This window comes from Chryseobacterium sp. CBTAP 102 (assembly GCF_003201365.1).
In the GTDB taxonomy this organism is placed as follows: domain Bacteria; phylum Bacteroidota; class Bacteroidia; order Flavobacteriales; family Weeksellaceae; genus Chryseobacterium; species Chryseobacterium candidae.
On sequence record NZ_QICX01000005.1, the window covers coordinates 238,475 to 254,510 of the forward strand.

The 16,036-nt window shown below is 31.8% G+C and carries 13 protein-coding genes; all 13 read left to right on the top strand.

Translation table 11 applies throughout. From position 1 onward, the window contains the following. The first annotated feature begins 30 nt into the window (after window positions 1–30). The 13 genes from C8D70_RS09425 (at window position 31) to C8D70_RS09485 (ending at window position 16,022) form a co-directional block, all read left to right on the top strand. Entirely contained in the window at window positions 31–1,155 is a 1,125-nt protein-coding gene (locus C8D70_RS09425; protein ID WP_110367139.1) for a DegT/DnrJ/EryC1/StrS family aminotransferase, read from the top strand. A 12-nt stretch (window positions 1,156–1,167) separates the two neighbouring features. After that, window positions 1,168–1,740, top strand: coding sequence for an acyltransferase (locus tag C8D70_RS09430; RefSeq protein WP_076596603.1), 573 nt, complete (start codon window positions 1,168–1,170; stop codon window positions 1,738–1,740). A 10-nt stretch (window positions 1,741–1,750) separates the two neighbouring features. Then, complete coding sequence (locus C8D70_RS09435) at window positions 1,751–2,761, top strand: Gfo/Idh/MocA family protein (protein WP_110367140.1); 1,011 nt, start codon at window positions 1,751–1,753, stop codon at window positions 2,759–2,761. 108 nt (window positions 2,762–2,869) lie between these two features. Further along, window positions 2,870–3,937, top strand: a complete 1,068-nt coding sequence (locus tag C8D70_RS09440) for a hypothetical protein (RefSeq protein ID WP_110367141.1) — start codon at window positions 2,870–2,872, stop codon at window positions 3,935–3,937. Continuing rightward, window positions 3,907–4,650 carry a PHP domain-containing protein gene (locus C8D70_RS09445; RefSeq protein WP_110367142.1) on the top strand — a complete coding sequence of 248 codons (744 nt, stop codon included), beginning with the start codon at window positions 3,907–3,909 and terminating at the stop codon, window positions 4,648–4,650. The genes C8D70_RS09440 and C8D70_RS09445 overlap by 31 nt, the downstream gene beginning before the upstream one ends. Continuing rightward, entirely contained in the window at window positions 4,647–5,828 is a 1,182-nt protein-coding gene (locus C8D70_RS09450) for a lipopolysaccharide biosynthesis protein (RefSeq protein WP_110367143.1), read from the top strand. The genes C8D70_RS09445 and C8D70_RS09450 overlap by 4 nt, the downstream gene beginning before the upstream one ends. Before the next feature lie 13 nt (window positions 5,829–5,841). Then, a complete protein-coding gene (locus C8D70_RS09455; protein WP_110367144.1) occupies window positions 5,842–7,182 on the top strand; it encodes a polysaccharide deacetylase family protein in 1,341 nt (446 codons plus the stop codon). A 239-nt stretch (window positions 7,183–7,421) separates the two neighbouring features. Next, window positions 7,422–8,462 (top strand): O-antigen ligase family protein, encoded by a 1,041-nt coding sequence (locus C8D70_RS09460; protein WP_181416111.1) that lies wholly within the window; start codon window positions 7,422–7,424, stop codon window positions 8,460–8,462. A 96-nt stretch (window positions 8,463–8,558) separates the two neighbouring features. Then, entirely contained in the window at window positions 8,559–10,391 is a 1,833-nt protein-coding gene (locus tag C8D70_RS09465; protein WP_110367146.1) for a glucosamine 6-phosphate synthetase, read from the top strand. A 202-nt stretch (window positions 10,392–10,593) separates the two neighbouring features. Then, window positions 10,594–11,676, top strand: coding sequence for a hypothetical protein (locus C8D70_RS09470; protein ID WP_181416112.1), 1,083 nt, complete (start codon window positions 10,594–10,596; stop codon window positions 11,674–11,676). A gap of 122 nt (window positions 11,677–11,798) precedes the next feature. Next, window positions 11,799–12,926, top strand: coding sequence for a glycosyltransferase (locus C8D70_RS09475; RefSeq protein WP_110367148.1), 1,128 nt, complete (start codon window positions 11,799–11,801; stop codon window positions 12,924–12,926). A gap of 1 nt (window position 12,927) precedes the next feature. Beyond that, a complete protein-coding gene (asnB, locus tag C8D70_RS09480) occupies window positions 12,928–14,781 on the top strand; it encodes an asparagine synthase (glutamine-hydrolyzing) (protein WP_110367149.1) in 1,854 nt (617 codons plus the stop codon). After that, window positions 14,778–16,022, top strand: a complete 1,245-nt coding sequence (locus C8D70_RS09485; protein WP_110367150.1) for a glycosyltransferase family 4 protein — start codon at window positions 14,778–14,780, stop codon at window positions 16,020–16,022. The genes asnB and C8D70_RS09485 overlap by 4 nt, the downstream gene beginning before the upstream one ends. Window positions 16,023–16,036 lie beyond the last annotated feature (14 nt).

Consider the following 16,036-nt stretch of genomic DNA (forward strand, 5'->3'; position numbering starts at 1 on the left):
AGCACTCCGTGCACTCAAAAAACTAAGAATATGAAAATTCAAATGGTTGATCTTAAAGGTCAATACCTGAAAATAAAAGAAGAAGTAGATGCTGGTATTCAGGAATGCATAGACAATACAGCATTTATTAATGGTCCTGCTGTAAAAGAATTTCAAAATGATTTTGAAAAATATCTGGGAGTAAAACATGTAATTCCATGTGCCAACGGAACAGATGCTCTTCAAATTGCCATGATGGCACTTGATCTGCAGCCTGGCGACGAAATCATCTGCCCCGCTTTCACATACGTAGCTACTGCGGAAGTGATTGGTCTTTTAGGATTAAAACCAGTAATGGTTGATGTAAACAAAGATACTTTCGATATAGAGTTAAATGGTCTTGAAAAATATCTGACACCCAGAACCAAAGCAATTGTTCCTGTTCATTTATACGGCCAGAGTGCTGATATGGAAAAAATTCTTGAATTTGCTGAAAGACACAACCTTTTTGTTATAGAAGATAATGCTCAGGCAATAGGTTCCGATTATACTTTTTCTGATGGAACTGTGAAAAAAGCAGGAACTATAGGGCATATCGGATGTACCTCATTTTTCCCTTCAAAAAATCTCGGATGCTATGGTGATGGTGGTGCATTGATGACGAACGACGATGAATTGGCTTCCAAAATCAGGATGATTGCCAACCACGGTCAGGAAAAGAAATATTATCACAAAGTTTTAGGCTGTAATTCAAGATTGGATACCATTCAGGCAGCGGTATTAAAAGTTAAGCTTAAGCATTTGGATGAGTATTCAGCTGCCAGAAACAGAATGGCAGATTATTATGATACAAACCTTGCAGGGATAGCTGAAATTCAAACTCCTAAAAGAGCTGTAAATTCTACCCATGTATTTCACCAGTATACCCTTAGAGTGAAAAATGGGAAAAGAGATGAATTACAAAAGTATTTGGCAGAAAAGAATATTCCAAGTATGGTATATTATCCTTTACCTCTATACAAACAAGAAGCTTTTCTTCAATATGTAGAAGAAGGTTTTAGTCTTCCTGTTACAGAGCAGCTTTGTACAGAAGTTATTTCTCTTCCGGTACATACAGAGTTTGATCAGGAAGTACTGGATGTTATTATTACAGAAATTAAGAATTATTTTAATTAATATAAAGCAGATATGTCGGATTTTTTTGCACACGAAACAGCCGTTATTGACGAAGGATGTCACATAGGGAAAGGAACCAAAATTTGGCACTTTTCACATCTTATGACAGGCTGCATTTTAGGAGAAAAATGTAATATAGGTCAGAATGTTGTCATCTCACCTAAAGTAGTTTTAGGTCAGAATGTGAAAGTTCAGAATAATGTTTCTATTTATGAAGGAGTAACATGTGATGATGATGTTTTTTTAGGCCCTTCAATGGTTTTTACCAATGTGATAAATCCAAGAAGTGCAGTAAACAGAAAAAATGAATATCTGAAGACCCATGTAGGAAAAGGAGCGTCTATAGGAGCCAATGCAACAATTGTTTGCGGACATAATATAGGTGAGTACGCCTTTATTGGTGCAGGAGCAGTGGTTACAAAAGAAGTGCCGGATTATGCATTGGTAGTAGGAAACCCGGCAAGACAAATGGGATGGATGAGTGAATATGGACAAAGACTTCAGTTTGATGCCGAAAATATTGCTGTTTGTGAAGAAAGTGGAGAAAAATACAAATTAGAAAATAATAAAGTTTCAAAAATTTAAAAACATACAAATGAGTGAAAAAATAAAATTTGCAGTCGTTGGGTGCGGGCATATCGGAAAGAGACATGCTGAAATGATCTCAAGAAATGAAGAATGTGAATTAGTTGGATTGATCGATGTTAAAGATAAATCTGTATTGGGAATCGAAAGTTATGACGTTCCTTTTTTTACATCACTGGATGAGTTTTTAGCTTCCGGGATTGAAGTAGATGTTATTAATATTGCTTCTCCCAACGGATTCCATTTTGAGCAATCTTATAAAGTGATAGATGCAGATAAGCATGTTGTGGTAGAAAAGCCGATGGCTCTGAAAAAACAGCATGCGGAAAAACTTATTTTTCAAGCGTTGCACAAGCATAAACAAGTTTTTGCCGTTATGCAAAACAGATATTCTCCACCTTCTGCATGGGTGAAAGAAATGGTAGAAAGCGGAAAACTGGGGAATATATATATGGTTCAGCTTAATTGCTACTGGAACCGTGATAACAGATATTATAAGACAGAATCATGGCACGGGAAAAAAGACCTGGATGGAGGAACCTTATTTACACAGTTTTCTCACTTTATTGATATCATGTACTGGCTGTTCGGCGATATTACTAATATTCAGGCAAAATTTGCAGATTTTAATCATGCAACGCTTACTGATTTTGAAGATTCAGGATTCGTTAGCTTTGATTTTGTAGATGGAGGAATGGGTTCCTTAAATTATTCTACTTCAGTTTGGAATCAGAACCTTGAAAGTTCTATGACGATCATTGCAGAGAATGGTTCTGTGAAGATTGGAGGACAATATATGGACAAAGTAGAAGTTTGCAATATAAAAGACTATGTAATGCCGGAATTGGCTCCAACAAACCCTGGAAATGATTATGGTGCTTATAAAGGATCTGCGGCCAATCACCATTTTATCATTGAAAACGTTGTAGATGTATTAAAAGGAAGAAATACCATCACTACGAATGCTTTGGAAGGGCTGAAAGTGGTGGATATTATTGAGAGAATATATGATAAAAAGTAGGAAAATCTTATTACTTTGGCATAATGATGAATTTTGAGAATGAAAAAAGAAAGAACTATACTGTCAAATCCTTGAATTTTGTTCAACCCTGAATAATGAAAAACAGATATGAGAATTTTGATAACGGAAGCAAATTATAAAAACTCTATAGCGCTACAGCGGGAATTACATAGAGAAAATAGGCACCAAGTTTTTGCTATGGATAAAGAATCTGTTTTTTTTGCTAAAAGATTGGGTTATTGTAAAGATTATATTGTTGGGGATTTGGAAGAATCAGTCAAACAGATTAATCCCGATTTTATAATTCCTGTAGGGAGCGAAGCTGTAAAGATATGCTCTGAAAAATATAGAGAATTATGTTTAATACCTATAAAAGAGAGTCTTGAAATAGCATTAAATAAAGATAAAATGCTAATTTTGAACTCTCTTAGGGATGTAAATTATCCTGAATGTAAATTATTTTCAAATCTGGAGGAATTGAGGCTATACAGTAGAGATAAGAATTGTGTTGTTAAATCAAGCAATGAAAGCTTAGCCAAATTTGATCCGTTATATGTAAAATTAGGTTCTGAATCCGAATTTGAAAAAATAGAAAAATACTTGTCAAGGGGAATAAAACTATTAATGCAGGAGCAGGTATCAGGAGTAGGTAGAGGCTTCTTTTGTATTGCTAAAGAAGGTAAAATCATTAGCTATTACATGCACCAGCGTATTAGAGAAATACCAATTACCGGGGGATCTAGTACAGCTGCCAAGTCTATTTTTTGTGAAAAAATGTTTAATATATCTAAACAAATTATAGAATATTTAAATTGGTCCGGCCCATTAATGATTGAGTATAAATATGATGAGACGAAACAACAATATTATTTAATAGAGTTAAATCCCAAATTTTGGGGTTCGTTAGATTTATCTTATGCAGTAGGACTCAATTTTGGAAAAACTTTGATTGAAGCTTATTCAAATAACATAGAAGAACAAACTGAAAAAAAATATGAAGTTGGAAAAAAATTCTTTTGGGTTTTAGACGGAGACCTTTTGGTTTTACTTAAAACAGGAAAACTGCATAAAATAAAAGAATATTTTTATAAGGACTCTTATACGAACTTGTTTGAAAACTTTTTCGTTGATTCAATCAAATTAATATGGACCATAAAGAAAATTTTCTCAAAGTAAATAAAATGAAAAAGGGAATTTTTCATTTTCATAGTACCTATTCCTATGATGGAATAAATACGATTGAAAAAATAGTGAAAACAATAAGATATAAAAAACTTGATTTTGTTGTTTTAACTGATCATGAGACCATAAAAGGGAGTTTAGAACTTCAAAGAAAAATAAAAGAACTAAATCTGAATGTAGAGGTTCCTACTGCTGCGGAATATAAAACTGATCGGGGAGATGTTATAGCATTAAATGTAAAGAATGAAATTACAGACATGAGATGGCAGGAGTTTTATAAAAGTGCAAAAGAACAAAATGCCATCTTGATTTTGCCTCATCCATATGATGGGCACACCCAATTAGAAGAACTGGCACAAGCTGTTGATGTGATAGAAGTATTTAACGCCAGATCATCAGTCATTAATAATTACAAGTCTTATCTGTTGTCTCTAAAATATAAAAAACCCGTAATCTGGAGCTCTGATTCTCATATTCCTCAAACTCTTTTAAATGTAGTGGTGGGATATGAAAAAAAAGATCTGAAATTTCATGAAGCATTAACGAATGGCGAAATTGCCCCATTATTTCTTAAAAAAAGTTCAGTATCAGATATTTTTTTATCACAATTTAAAAAAGCGTACGTGAACAAAAATTTTAAATTGTTTATATATATTGTATATAAAACTCTTTTTAAGAGAACTAAAGAAGATTATTTAAATTTATGAAAAGAAAAATAATATCTTTTTTAGGTAGCAATATATTATCTCAATTAATATTACTGATTGCAGTTCCATTAACCGGAAGAATTTATTCTGATTACGAAATTGGAGTACTTTCCTTTATTTTATCAATTTCAGCCCCATTAGCGTACTTTTATACTTTATCCTACAACAAAGCAATTATGTTACCAGCAAAGAGTGAAGAATATAGTATGCTATATGCTGTTTCCATTTTTTTAAGTATAACCATCTCATTAATTTCCTTTTTCGTTATACTTATTTCAATGTTATTTTTTGATATAGATTCCTATTTTTTAATTGTACCGTTGGTTGCATTTAGTCAATCTTTATATAGTGCATCAAAAGATATTCTTATAAAAAAAGGCTTGTTGAATATTGTCAGTAAATCAATGATACTAAGCTCTGTGTTTGCAGTTATCATTATACTTTCTGGTTATTATATAAAATTATCATATTGGGTTTTGATATTATCTTATGTGATACCTAATTTTTTGGCAACTATATTTATATTATTTTATATCAAAATACAAAGGAAAAAAATTGTTTACAGAGAATTTTATAACATTATATTAAAATATAAGTCCTTCCCATTGCATCAGATGCCAGCTTATTTTATTAATACTTTTAATGCAGAGCTGCCCAGTTTCTTTATAAAACATTATTTTGGAGAAGCTATTTTGGGGAATTATTTTATGGCTTCCAAAATTGTGAATAAACCACTAAGTTTAATATCTGAAAGTTTAAATGGGTTAATATACAAGGATTTGTCAGAAACCAATAAAGCGAAACTCAATAAGAAAATGAATACCTATGTTGGATTATTATTTTTGGTTTCCCTACTATTTGCTATTGTATATTTAATTTTTGGGGAATATTTTTTCTCTTTATTTTTTGATATTAATAAATGGAGAAAGGCATTTGATATGAGTAAAATAATAATTTTCACTACGGTTATTTCATCGTCTTTTTCTCATTATTCAAGTGGTGTATTGGTTAAAAGAAAGAACAAAATTTTCCTCGTTTGGGAGGTAATTACTACTTTGGTCTTGTTTGTTTCATTTTTTTTAGGAAAGAGCTCTACAATAGATTTCTTTATATGGATTTATGTAGGAGTAATTCTATTTAGATATTTATTACTCTCTTTACTATTTAATAAATCTTGATTTTTTTGTTGCCATGAAAGTAATGTTAAAAAAATTGCGGACAGAAAATGCCATATTATATACAATTAAGTTTTTACTTAAAATTGCATTTGGCTATACCGTTTCTCCAACTTTAGAATTTTTATCGGAGGATAATGTAACGATTCAGGTTGAGGGAATAAGAATTAAATTTAAGTTATGTTCACACGATAAATTGCTTGATTTGGTAGAAGGCAAAGGTCACATGAAGTCTATACCTTCATATGATGATTATTATTACATTCCGGTTATTCATGAAAATGTAAGTGATTTTTATGAATGTAATAATGGACATATTCAAATCAATTATGATATTATTACTTTATCTTTTGTTTTATTATCATGCTATGATGAATTGACCTCAGAAGCACGAGATGAATATGACAGATTCAGATATAAAGATAGTTTAGTCTGTAAATATAATCTGATTACTATACCCGTTGTTGATGAATACGCATTTCTGATCAGAAAAATTCTTAAAAATGAAGTACAAAGTTTTACTCCCTCATTAAAGCCAACTGTAATTGTTCCTACTCATGATATAGATAACCTTTATAGGTTTGACGGTTTTTTTACATCGATTAAGACTTTGGCTGCAGAAGCTATTAGAGAAAGAAGACCTTTACAATTATGCAGTTCAATACTGAACATGTTAAAAACTATTGTTTTTAAAAAAGAAGATCAGTACCTTAAAGGAATAGAGCAATTGTATAAAGATTCAAAAAAATACGGTTTAAGATCAGTTTTTTTCTTTATGACTGCGAAGCCATCTCAATTTGACAAAGGTCAGGTTATAAACCAAAATGTCTTGAATTTGATGTCCAAAATTGCAGATGCAGATATGCTGCTGGGTATTCATCCAGGCTTTAATACGTTCAGGGATATTGCTGTTATGAACGATGAAATAGAGAGGCTTAGAAATACATCAGAAAGAGATATTATATTGGCAAGACAGCATTATCTTAGATTTGACCGTAGAATAACTTTTGAAAACCTGGAGAAATGTGGTATAAAGGTCGATTATACTATGGGATTTGCAGACCATGAAGGATTTAAATGTGGTACAGCACACCAATTTCATCCATACAATTTTGAAAAAGACCAACCTTACAACATTCTTGAGATTCCTCTAATTGCTATGGATGCTACGTTGACACATTACCAAAAATATTCTATGGATAAAGCTTTTGAGGTATTGGAAAATCTTTTCAAAATAACAAGAAGAGTTGAAGGTGATTTCATCATACTTTGGCATAATGATAGAGTTTTCAGAGATCAAAAGTGGTATAAGAAGGTGTATTTGAGATTTATTTCACAATATAATATGAAAAAATAGAAAATCACAATAATAACAAAAAAAAGATTTCATCCAACATATAATGATTTATAATAAATGAAAAACTTCCTTAATTTTAATAAAAACAAATATAATTGAAAAATATGTCATTATTTACCGACAAGTTTACATTTTTTAAAGTATTTATTTATTTTATTTTTGTTTTTTCGGGGTCTCTTAAGTGGTTACCTATTCCAATAGATTTGACACTATTGTCTCTTTTGTTGTGTTTTATAATAATGATATTTGAATTACGAACAATAGTTCCACTAAAAGTAAAAGACCGTCTCATAGTTATTTTGATTCTTATACTAAGTTTTATTTTTCTTATTTCTAATTTTTATTCAATATCTAGTATTTACGCACAGTCTAAATCTCTTGCTATTATTTTAAATATTTTTACCGTAATGTACCCCATTATTGTATTTAAAAAATCTATTTTTTCTGAATTGAAATTATTGATGTATCTTATTGGTGGATTAATGATTGTAGGGTTATTTTATCTGTATTTTAATAATATGTTTATTATATTCCATGATTCTGAATTGTTGGTGGATAAAGTTCCTACATATTTGGTTATTGGAATCATGCTGTGTGCATGTTTTATTTTCTCTCTGGCAAGCAAATTAACATGGTATGTTGCGGCTTACAGATTATCAATATTATTTTTACTGTTTCAACTTGGGGGAAGAGGACCTATCATCAATTTGATACTATCCTTAATTGTTTTCTTTACTTTGAATCTTAAAAATTATAAAATAAATTATAAAACAGGGTTTGCAATAGGGGCATTATTTTTTACCATTCTTATTTTTGGAGAGAATATTTATACTTTTGCATTTCAAAATGTAGATTTTGAACGATTTAACATATTTAAATCTTATAACGAAGATACAAGTTTATCTATAAGAGGAAATTTTCTTGAGATTGGATTGGAATCAATACTAGATCATCCTTTTTTTGGATTAGGAATTGGAAGCTCAGGATTTATACTGGAAGGTGCTGATGTGAGTAATTATCCGCACAATTTGTTTGTAGAATCAATGATGGAATTGGGGATACTAGGAGGAGGATTATACCTGTCAGCATATGTATTATTTTTTTTTAGAAATTATTCTATTTCCAAAAGCAATAAAGATATGCTGATATTATTTATTATTGTTTTACTGTTTTATCTGGAAGACAATAAAAGTAACTCTTTTGATTCCTGGAGATGCAGTATAATATGGATTATGTTTTTTATATCTGAGAAGAGATACAAAGCTGGCATAACTAATTAAAAATTCATTTGAAATAATGTATAATATTAATTTTATAAAACTAGATTATACTTATATAGGTTCCTATAAATATTATTTAATTTAAAAAAAAAACAAATGTGTGGAATTTTTGGTGTCGTATCGAACACCAGCATTAATAAACAAAAGTTTCAAACTCTGGTAAAGCATTCCGAACAAAGAGGAGTAGATTCTAGTGGTTTGATTTATTATCAAAATAACCAATATAAAGTAAACAGAGCTGATTATAGCATTGAAAAATTACTGAATAAGGTAAAACCATATAATAACAATATTGTTTTAGGGCATAGTAGATTGATTACTAATGGACTGGGGGATAATCAGCCAGTGATAAGAGGAAATATATGTGCAATACATAATGGGATTATAGTAAACGAAGAAGAAGTCTGGAGTAAACTATCGGTAAGCAGGCAATTAAAAATTGATTCCGAAGCTATTGTGGCTATTGCAGAAGAATTTCTTAATAACGACGAAAACAAATTAGAAAACCTTCCTAAAGAGATACTTTCTTTATGTCAGGGAGTTATTGCCTGTGCTCTTGCTCTGCCAGAAAAAGGAAAACTTCTTCTTTTTTCTAATAATGGCAGTTTATATGTAGGTTATAATGAGGACAAAACTTATTTTGCATCAGAAAGCTATGGACTTAGAATCATAGGATGTGAAAATATCACCCAGATAAAAGAAGAGTCTTTGATTTTGGATATTCCAGTCTCAAAAGAAAATCTTACCGTCACAGATGAAAAAAGTAGAGTAGAAAACTTAATCCCTGAGTTTAAATTTAATACTCTTGAAGAAGGACTGCTTGAATATAAAAAGCTTAATATCAAAAGATGTACTAAATGTATTCTTCCGGAGACAATGCCTTTCATAAAATTTGATGAAGAAGGCGTATGTAACTACTGTAAAAGCTACAAACCAAGAAATAATCCAAAACCGAAAGAAGAATTATTTAAATTGGTTGAACCTTACAGAAGAAAAGGTAAGGAACTGGATTGTATTGTTCCTTTTTCAGGAGGTCGAGATAGCTGCTATGGATTGCATCTTATTGTAAAGGAACTGGAGATGAAACCTGTTACTTATACCTATGACTGGGGAATGGTAACAGATCTTGGCCGAAGAAATATCAGCCGTATGTGTGCTGATCTTGGGGTAGAAAACATTATTGTTGCCGCAGATATTTCATTGAAAAGAAAAAACATCAGAATGAACCTTGAAGCATGGCTGAAGTCACCTCATTTAGGAATGATGGCAATGCTTACTGCAGGAGATAAACATTTCTTCAGACATGTGGAAGATATCAAAAAGCAAACAGGGATCAACCTTAATCTTTGGGGAGTAAATCCATTGGAAGTAACTCACTTTAAAACAGGATTTTTAGATATTGAACCTGATTTTGAAGAAAAAAGAGTATACAGTCATGGTGCTATGAAACAGTTGAGATATCATTCCAAAAGATTCAGAGCGATGATGGAGAGCCCTGGATATTTTAATAGCTCACTTTGGGATACTTTGTCCGGTGAATACTATCGAAGCTTCACAGAAAAACAGGATTACTATCACATTTTTGATTATTGGAGATGGGATGAGGAGCAGGTAGACAATACTCTTTTAAATGATTATAATTGGGAAAAAGCAATTGATACTACCACTACCTGGAGAATTGGTGATGGTACTGCAGCTTTTTATAATTATGTATATTATACTGTAGCTGGTTTTACAGAGCATGATACGTTCAGAAGCAATCAGATCAGAGAAGGACAAATAACGAGAGAAAGAGCTTTAGAACTTGTTGAAATAGAAAATACTCCACGTTATCAGAATATCAGATGGTATTTGGATACTTTAGGACTTGATTTTGAAAGAGTAATTAAAATCGTGAATAAAATTCCGAAATTGTATACTGAAAAATAATTTAAATTTTTGTTCGTAAATGAAAAGCTCTACCTTGATTTTTAAGATTACTTTATTATTTACTTATTGGATGTATAGTAGTTCTTTCTGTTTGGCTATGTCTATTTTTAAACCAGCACCAGCAATACAGAATAAATTAATATTTACATCAGATAATCCCACATTTACGAACAAAAACTTAAGCGTTAAGGAGATTTCCAAAATGTTGGATTTTTATACTGATGTATTTAGCTCAGAGACTCAACTGTCCAAGTGGTACAGTTCTGTCTATGATAGTTCAGCTCTTTTGTATGTTCCTATGCAATATGCTTATGATACTCAAAATAATGAGTTAATAAATAAATTTCAGAAGCTGTTTACTTATAATACATTACTTATTGTAAAAAAGAATTCGCAGGCTGATGATTTGGCTAAAAGAACCTTTTACTTTACTGTTTCAGAATATTTAAGAAGAAGTGGAATAAAAGGCAATGCCGAAAATACCAAGATGTATGATTTCATAAAAAGTGAAGTGTTATATTATTGGAATAATAATCCCGCAAACATTTGGGATGCTGAATCAAAGAAATTTTATGGTGCAAAACAAAGAATAGATTATATCTTAAGTGGGAACTTTAATGGTAATCTAAGTTATTATAGAGCAATTACTGATTTTGAGCTATACGTTATGGGAACTGGTGTAAGTCTTTTACTCATTGAAAAAGATGCCAAACGAACCGTAACTCCTGATTTAGTATCTATTAAAGACAGATTCTATCAGGTATTGAAAAAAGAAGTAAGTATTAAAGATGAAGCATGGTATCTGCAGCCAAATATTTGGAAAGATCATCCGGATTTTAAGGATGTAGCCCTTGAAAAGAGCCAAAATGTCAATTGGGATGCCTCTCATTTTTCGAGAATGTCTGCTTATCTGCATCTGTTGAAACTTAATTTTCAAAACGACAAAATAAAATACAGTTATTTAGAAAGACTCACCACATTACTTTCAAATCAGTTGATAACTAAAATTGCTGTTTATAATTCAAAAAATGATTTTTACACCTTCAATAATTATATAGATGGTAATAACAGTAGCTTTCGAAGTGATGTTAAAGGTGGGAAAAAAGGAATCCAGCCCTCTCAGAACTTTGAACATATTTTTATTGGCTGGTGGAAAATGTTAAATACCAGAGAAGTCAATATCATGTATGAAAGAATAGCAGGGAAATTCCTTTATTATTCTGAGCAGAGTGCCTATATCACACATGATAAAGGTTTTTTTCAGGAAATTGTAAATCTGAAATAATCTGACTTAGCAGTGTTGTATTTCAAGTAAGTAATTCTCCATCTGTTAGAAAATCAAATAATTAAGAATGAAACATAACCAATGTTTAATAGGAAACCTGAAAATTTTCCAAAATCCAATTAATGAATAAAAAATACGAATTTCACATATGTCATCTGACGAGTGTTCATCCACGGAATGATTCCAGAATATTTCATAAGATGTGCAAAAGTTTGGCATCCAATGATATCAGGGTGTCATTGGTAGTTGCTGATGGTAAAGGTAATGAGACGATAGACAATGTGGAAATTATAGATATAGGTGCCCCAGTTGGTAGATTGAAAAGAATTACACAAACTACAACTGAAATCTTTAATAAAGCTAAGGAACTTAATGCAGATGTGTTTCACCTTCATGATCCTGAGCTGCTGTTAATAGCAAAAAAACTAAAAAAGCTAAATAAAAAAGTAATCTTTGATTCTCACGAAGATACAGTAAACACAATTTTAGTTTCACCTTATTTAAAATCCCCTTTTTCAAATATAATTTCTCTATTATATAAGAGTTTCGAACTCTATATCTGTAAAAAAATAGATGGAGTGGTTGGAGCAACACCTCATATTGAAAGTTATTTTAAAAAATTTGCCAAACAAACTGAAAATATCAATAACTATCCCATCTTATCTGATAAGAAACAGGAGAGGATTTCCTGGGATGAAAAAAAGAATGAAGTTTGTTATGTGGGGTCCATTGATGGTACAAGAGGAATTAAAGATTTGATAAATTCATTGGAGCTTGCAAAATCAAAAGTCAAACTAAATCTGGCAGGCATGTACTCTTCTCCTGCTCTGGAAAAAGAGATAAAGGAACATAAAGACTATCACCTTGTTAATGATTATGGATATGTAAATTCTGAAGAAGTAGATAATATTTATAACCGTTCGTTAGTAGGTGTGGTTACTTTGCATCCCATTCCAACATTTTTAGTGAGTCTGCCAATAAAAATGTTTGAATACATGGTTGCGGGAATTCCGTTTATTGCCTCAGATTTTCCTTACTGGAGAAGTTTATTGAAAGGGAGTGATTGTTGTATTTTCGTAAATCCTCAAAAACCTCAGGAAATAGCCAATGCTATCGATTATTTCATTCTTAACAAAGAAAGAGCTAAACAAATGGGCGAACTGGGACAAAAGCTAGTCTATGAAAATTTTTCATGGGAAAGCCAGTCTGAAAAATTATTAACGTTTTATCAAAAAGTTTTATCAAACTAATATGTGCGGAATAACAGGAGCAATAGAGTTTAAAAGATCACAAAACCTCAATTTTGAAGAAGGAAGTGATTTGCATAATTATATACGAAGAAGAGGACCGGATTACTATGGAGTTGAAAAAACAGAATATGAAGGATGGTCAGTAACTTTAGCTCACTCCAGGTTAGCAATTATTGATCTTTCAGGAGCTTCTCACCAACCTATGATTTCTCATGATGATAGATATACTATTACTTTTAATGGTGAAATATATAACTATCAGGAAATCCGTAAAGAATTGATATCAAATGGTTTTATATTCAGAACAACAGGAGATACTGAAGTTCTTTTAAGAGCATGGGAATGCTGGGGTGAAGGCTGTTTGGATAAACTAAACGGGATGTTTGTTTTTGGTTTATTTGACAAAATTAAAGGAGAGTTCTATCTGGTAAGAGACAGATTTGGAGTTAAACCATTAATATATACTTTTTTTGATGGTCAGCTATTGTTTTCCTCTTCCATAGCCTCTGTAGCAAAACAAATAAATCAGGAGATAGATTTGGAGTATTGTTCCAGTGGAATAAGGTTCGGTTTTTTTGAAGGATATGAAGACAGAACTCCTTTCAAAAGTGTAAAATATCTTTTGCCAGGATCATTGATGAAATGTACGCTGGATGGAGAACTGAAAATAGAAACAAAATCATGGTACTCCCTGGAAGAGCAGGTGGCAAAAAAAAGAAAAGAACTTGAATCTTTAAGCTCAGATGAACTAATTTCCCAAGGGAAAGCTCTGTTGGAAAGTTCAACCAAGATACGTCTGAGAAGTGATGTTCCTCTGGCAATTTCTTTAAGTGGTGGGGTAGACTCATCTTCTATAGCAGCAATTACAGCGAAAGAAGTAGATCACCTGATGGCCTTTAGCTATGGAGCTCCGGATCATCCGAAATCAGAGGGTCCCATTATTAATAAATTTGCAAAGGATAAAAATATTAATGTTGAGTATATTCACCATTCTTATACATCAGATGAGATGGGTAATATTTATGATCAAACCATGGAGGCACAAGAATCTCCATTTCTGGGACTTAGTATTATAGCACAGCATGAAGTATACAAGCAGGTAAAAGCAAGAAATATTAAAGTGTTATTAGGAGGTCAGGGAGGTGATGAAATTTTTGCTGGATACAGAAAGTTTTTCGTAGTAGCATTGCGAAAGGCAATAGAAAACAAAGAAGTTTTGCCAGGCTTACAATATTTTCACTCATTAGCTCTGATGTTGGTATTTGAAGCAAAACAAATAAAGACATATTGGAATGAGAAGAACAGATATCTGAAGACAACTGGAAAAGATACATCGTTCCTTGATTGCTTACCGGAAATTTCTTTAAATCTGTTTGAAAATTCATCGCTGTCAGACAGACAGATTTCAGATATACAAAAATATAGTATCCCTTCTCTTTTAAGATATGAAGATAGAAACTCAATGTATTTTTCTATTGAGAGCAGATTGCCCTTTATGGACTACAGACTGGTAGAATTTGCTTTAGCATTACCTGATTTATTTAAAATTAAAAATGGCTATGGAAAATGGCTATTACGTGAAATAATGAAAAAAGATGTACCGGGATATATCCTCAAAAACCGTCTGAAAAGAGGCTTTGATGTTACACAAAATTGGGTGAATGATGGTGTGGGAGAAAGAATAAAATCAAATATTTTAGAGAATAAATCCAAAGCCAAAGATTTTGTATCAAACCTTAGCCGACTTGAAAACAGTCTCACAATTGATAACCTCAATAACAGTAATGTTCTGAATGAAGCCATCATGCTTGATTTCCTGATATATCCAATTAAAAACCCAACCCTGCACTCATGAAAATGAAAAAAAATATCTGGTTAATTTCCAAATATGCCTCACCACCACAATATGCAAAAGCTCCATCACGCTTATTTTATCTGGCGAGAGAGTTTAAAAAATTAGGAAACGAAGCTTTATTGATAACATCAGATGCCAATCATTTTACCAATTGTCCTGAAACTGACAAAATTTATAATGATGAAGAACAGGATGAAGTAGCTATAAGGTGGATTAAAACAAAAAAATATATCAGGACAGCATCTAAAGACAGAATATTGTCCTGGTTTGATTTTGAAAGAAAGCTTTTCTCTATGAAACTTTCAAACATGGCAAAACCTGATGTTGTTATTGTTTCATCACTTTCGATTTTTACCATTATTTATGGGTATTATCTAAAAAAGAAATTTGGAAGTTTTTTAGTTTTTGAAATTCGTGATATCTGGCCTTTAACAATGACGGAAGAGGCTGGGTTTTCCAAATGGCACCCTCTTGTTTTATTGATAGGATTTATTGAGAAATTTGGATACAAAAAATCTGATCTGGTAGCAGGAACAATGCCAAGATTAGATTTGCATGTAGAGCAGTTATTGGGATATCAAAGACCCTTTCATTGCTCTCCATTGGGATTTGATCCTGAAAACCACTCTGAAGACTTCCTAAAAGAAAGAAATCCTTTTTTAGACATAATACCATCAGACAAAATAATTGTTGGCTATGCAGGAAGTATGGGGGTTACTAATGCATTGGAGCCTTTTATTGAAACTGTAAAAATGATGAAGGACGATAATAATATCCATTTTGTACTTGTGGGAAGTGGTGATCTTAGAGCATCCTATGAAGAAACGCTAAAAGATTGTTCCAATGTAACATTTTTACAAAGAATTCAGCAAAGTGAAGTTAAATATTTTCTTGATGCTTGCGATATTCTGTATTTGTCTACTAAAGATTCAAAAGTATGGGAATACGGTCAATCTATGAATAAAGTTGTGGAATATATGTTGGCAGCGAAACCTATTATAGCTTCTTATACCGGATATCCTTCCATGATTAATGAAGCTGATTGTGGTAAGTTTATCAACAGTACCTCTGCAGAGGATATCAAAGATGCAATCTTATATTATGGCAATATGAATGCGGAAGAAAGGATGGAGATAGGTGATAAAGGAAGAAAATGGATTTTTGAAAACAGAACGTATCCGGTACTGGGGAAAAAATATATGGATGCTATTTTATTTCATTCTGTAAAGCAAAAGAAGTAGCTTTGCACTGGCTG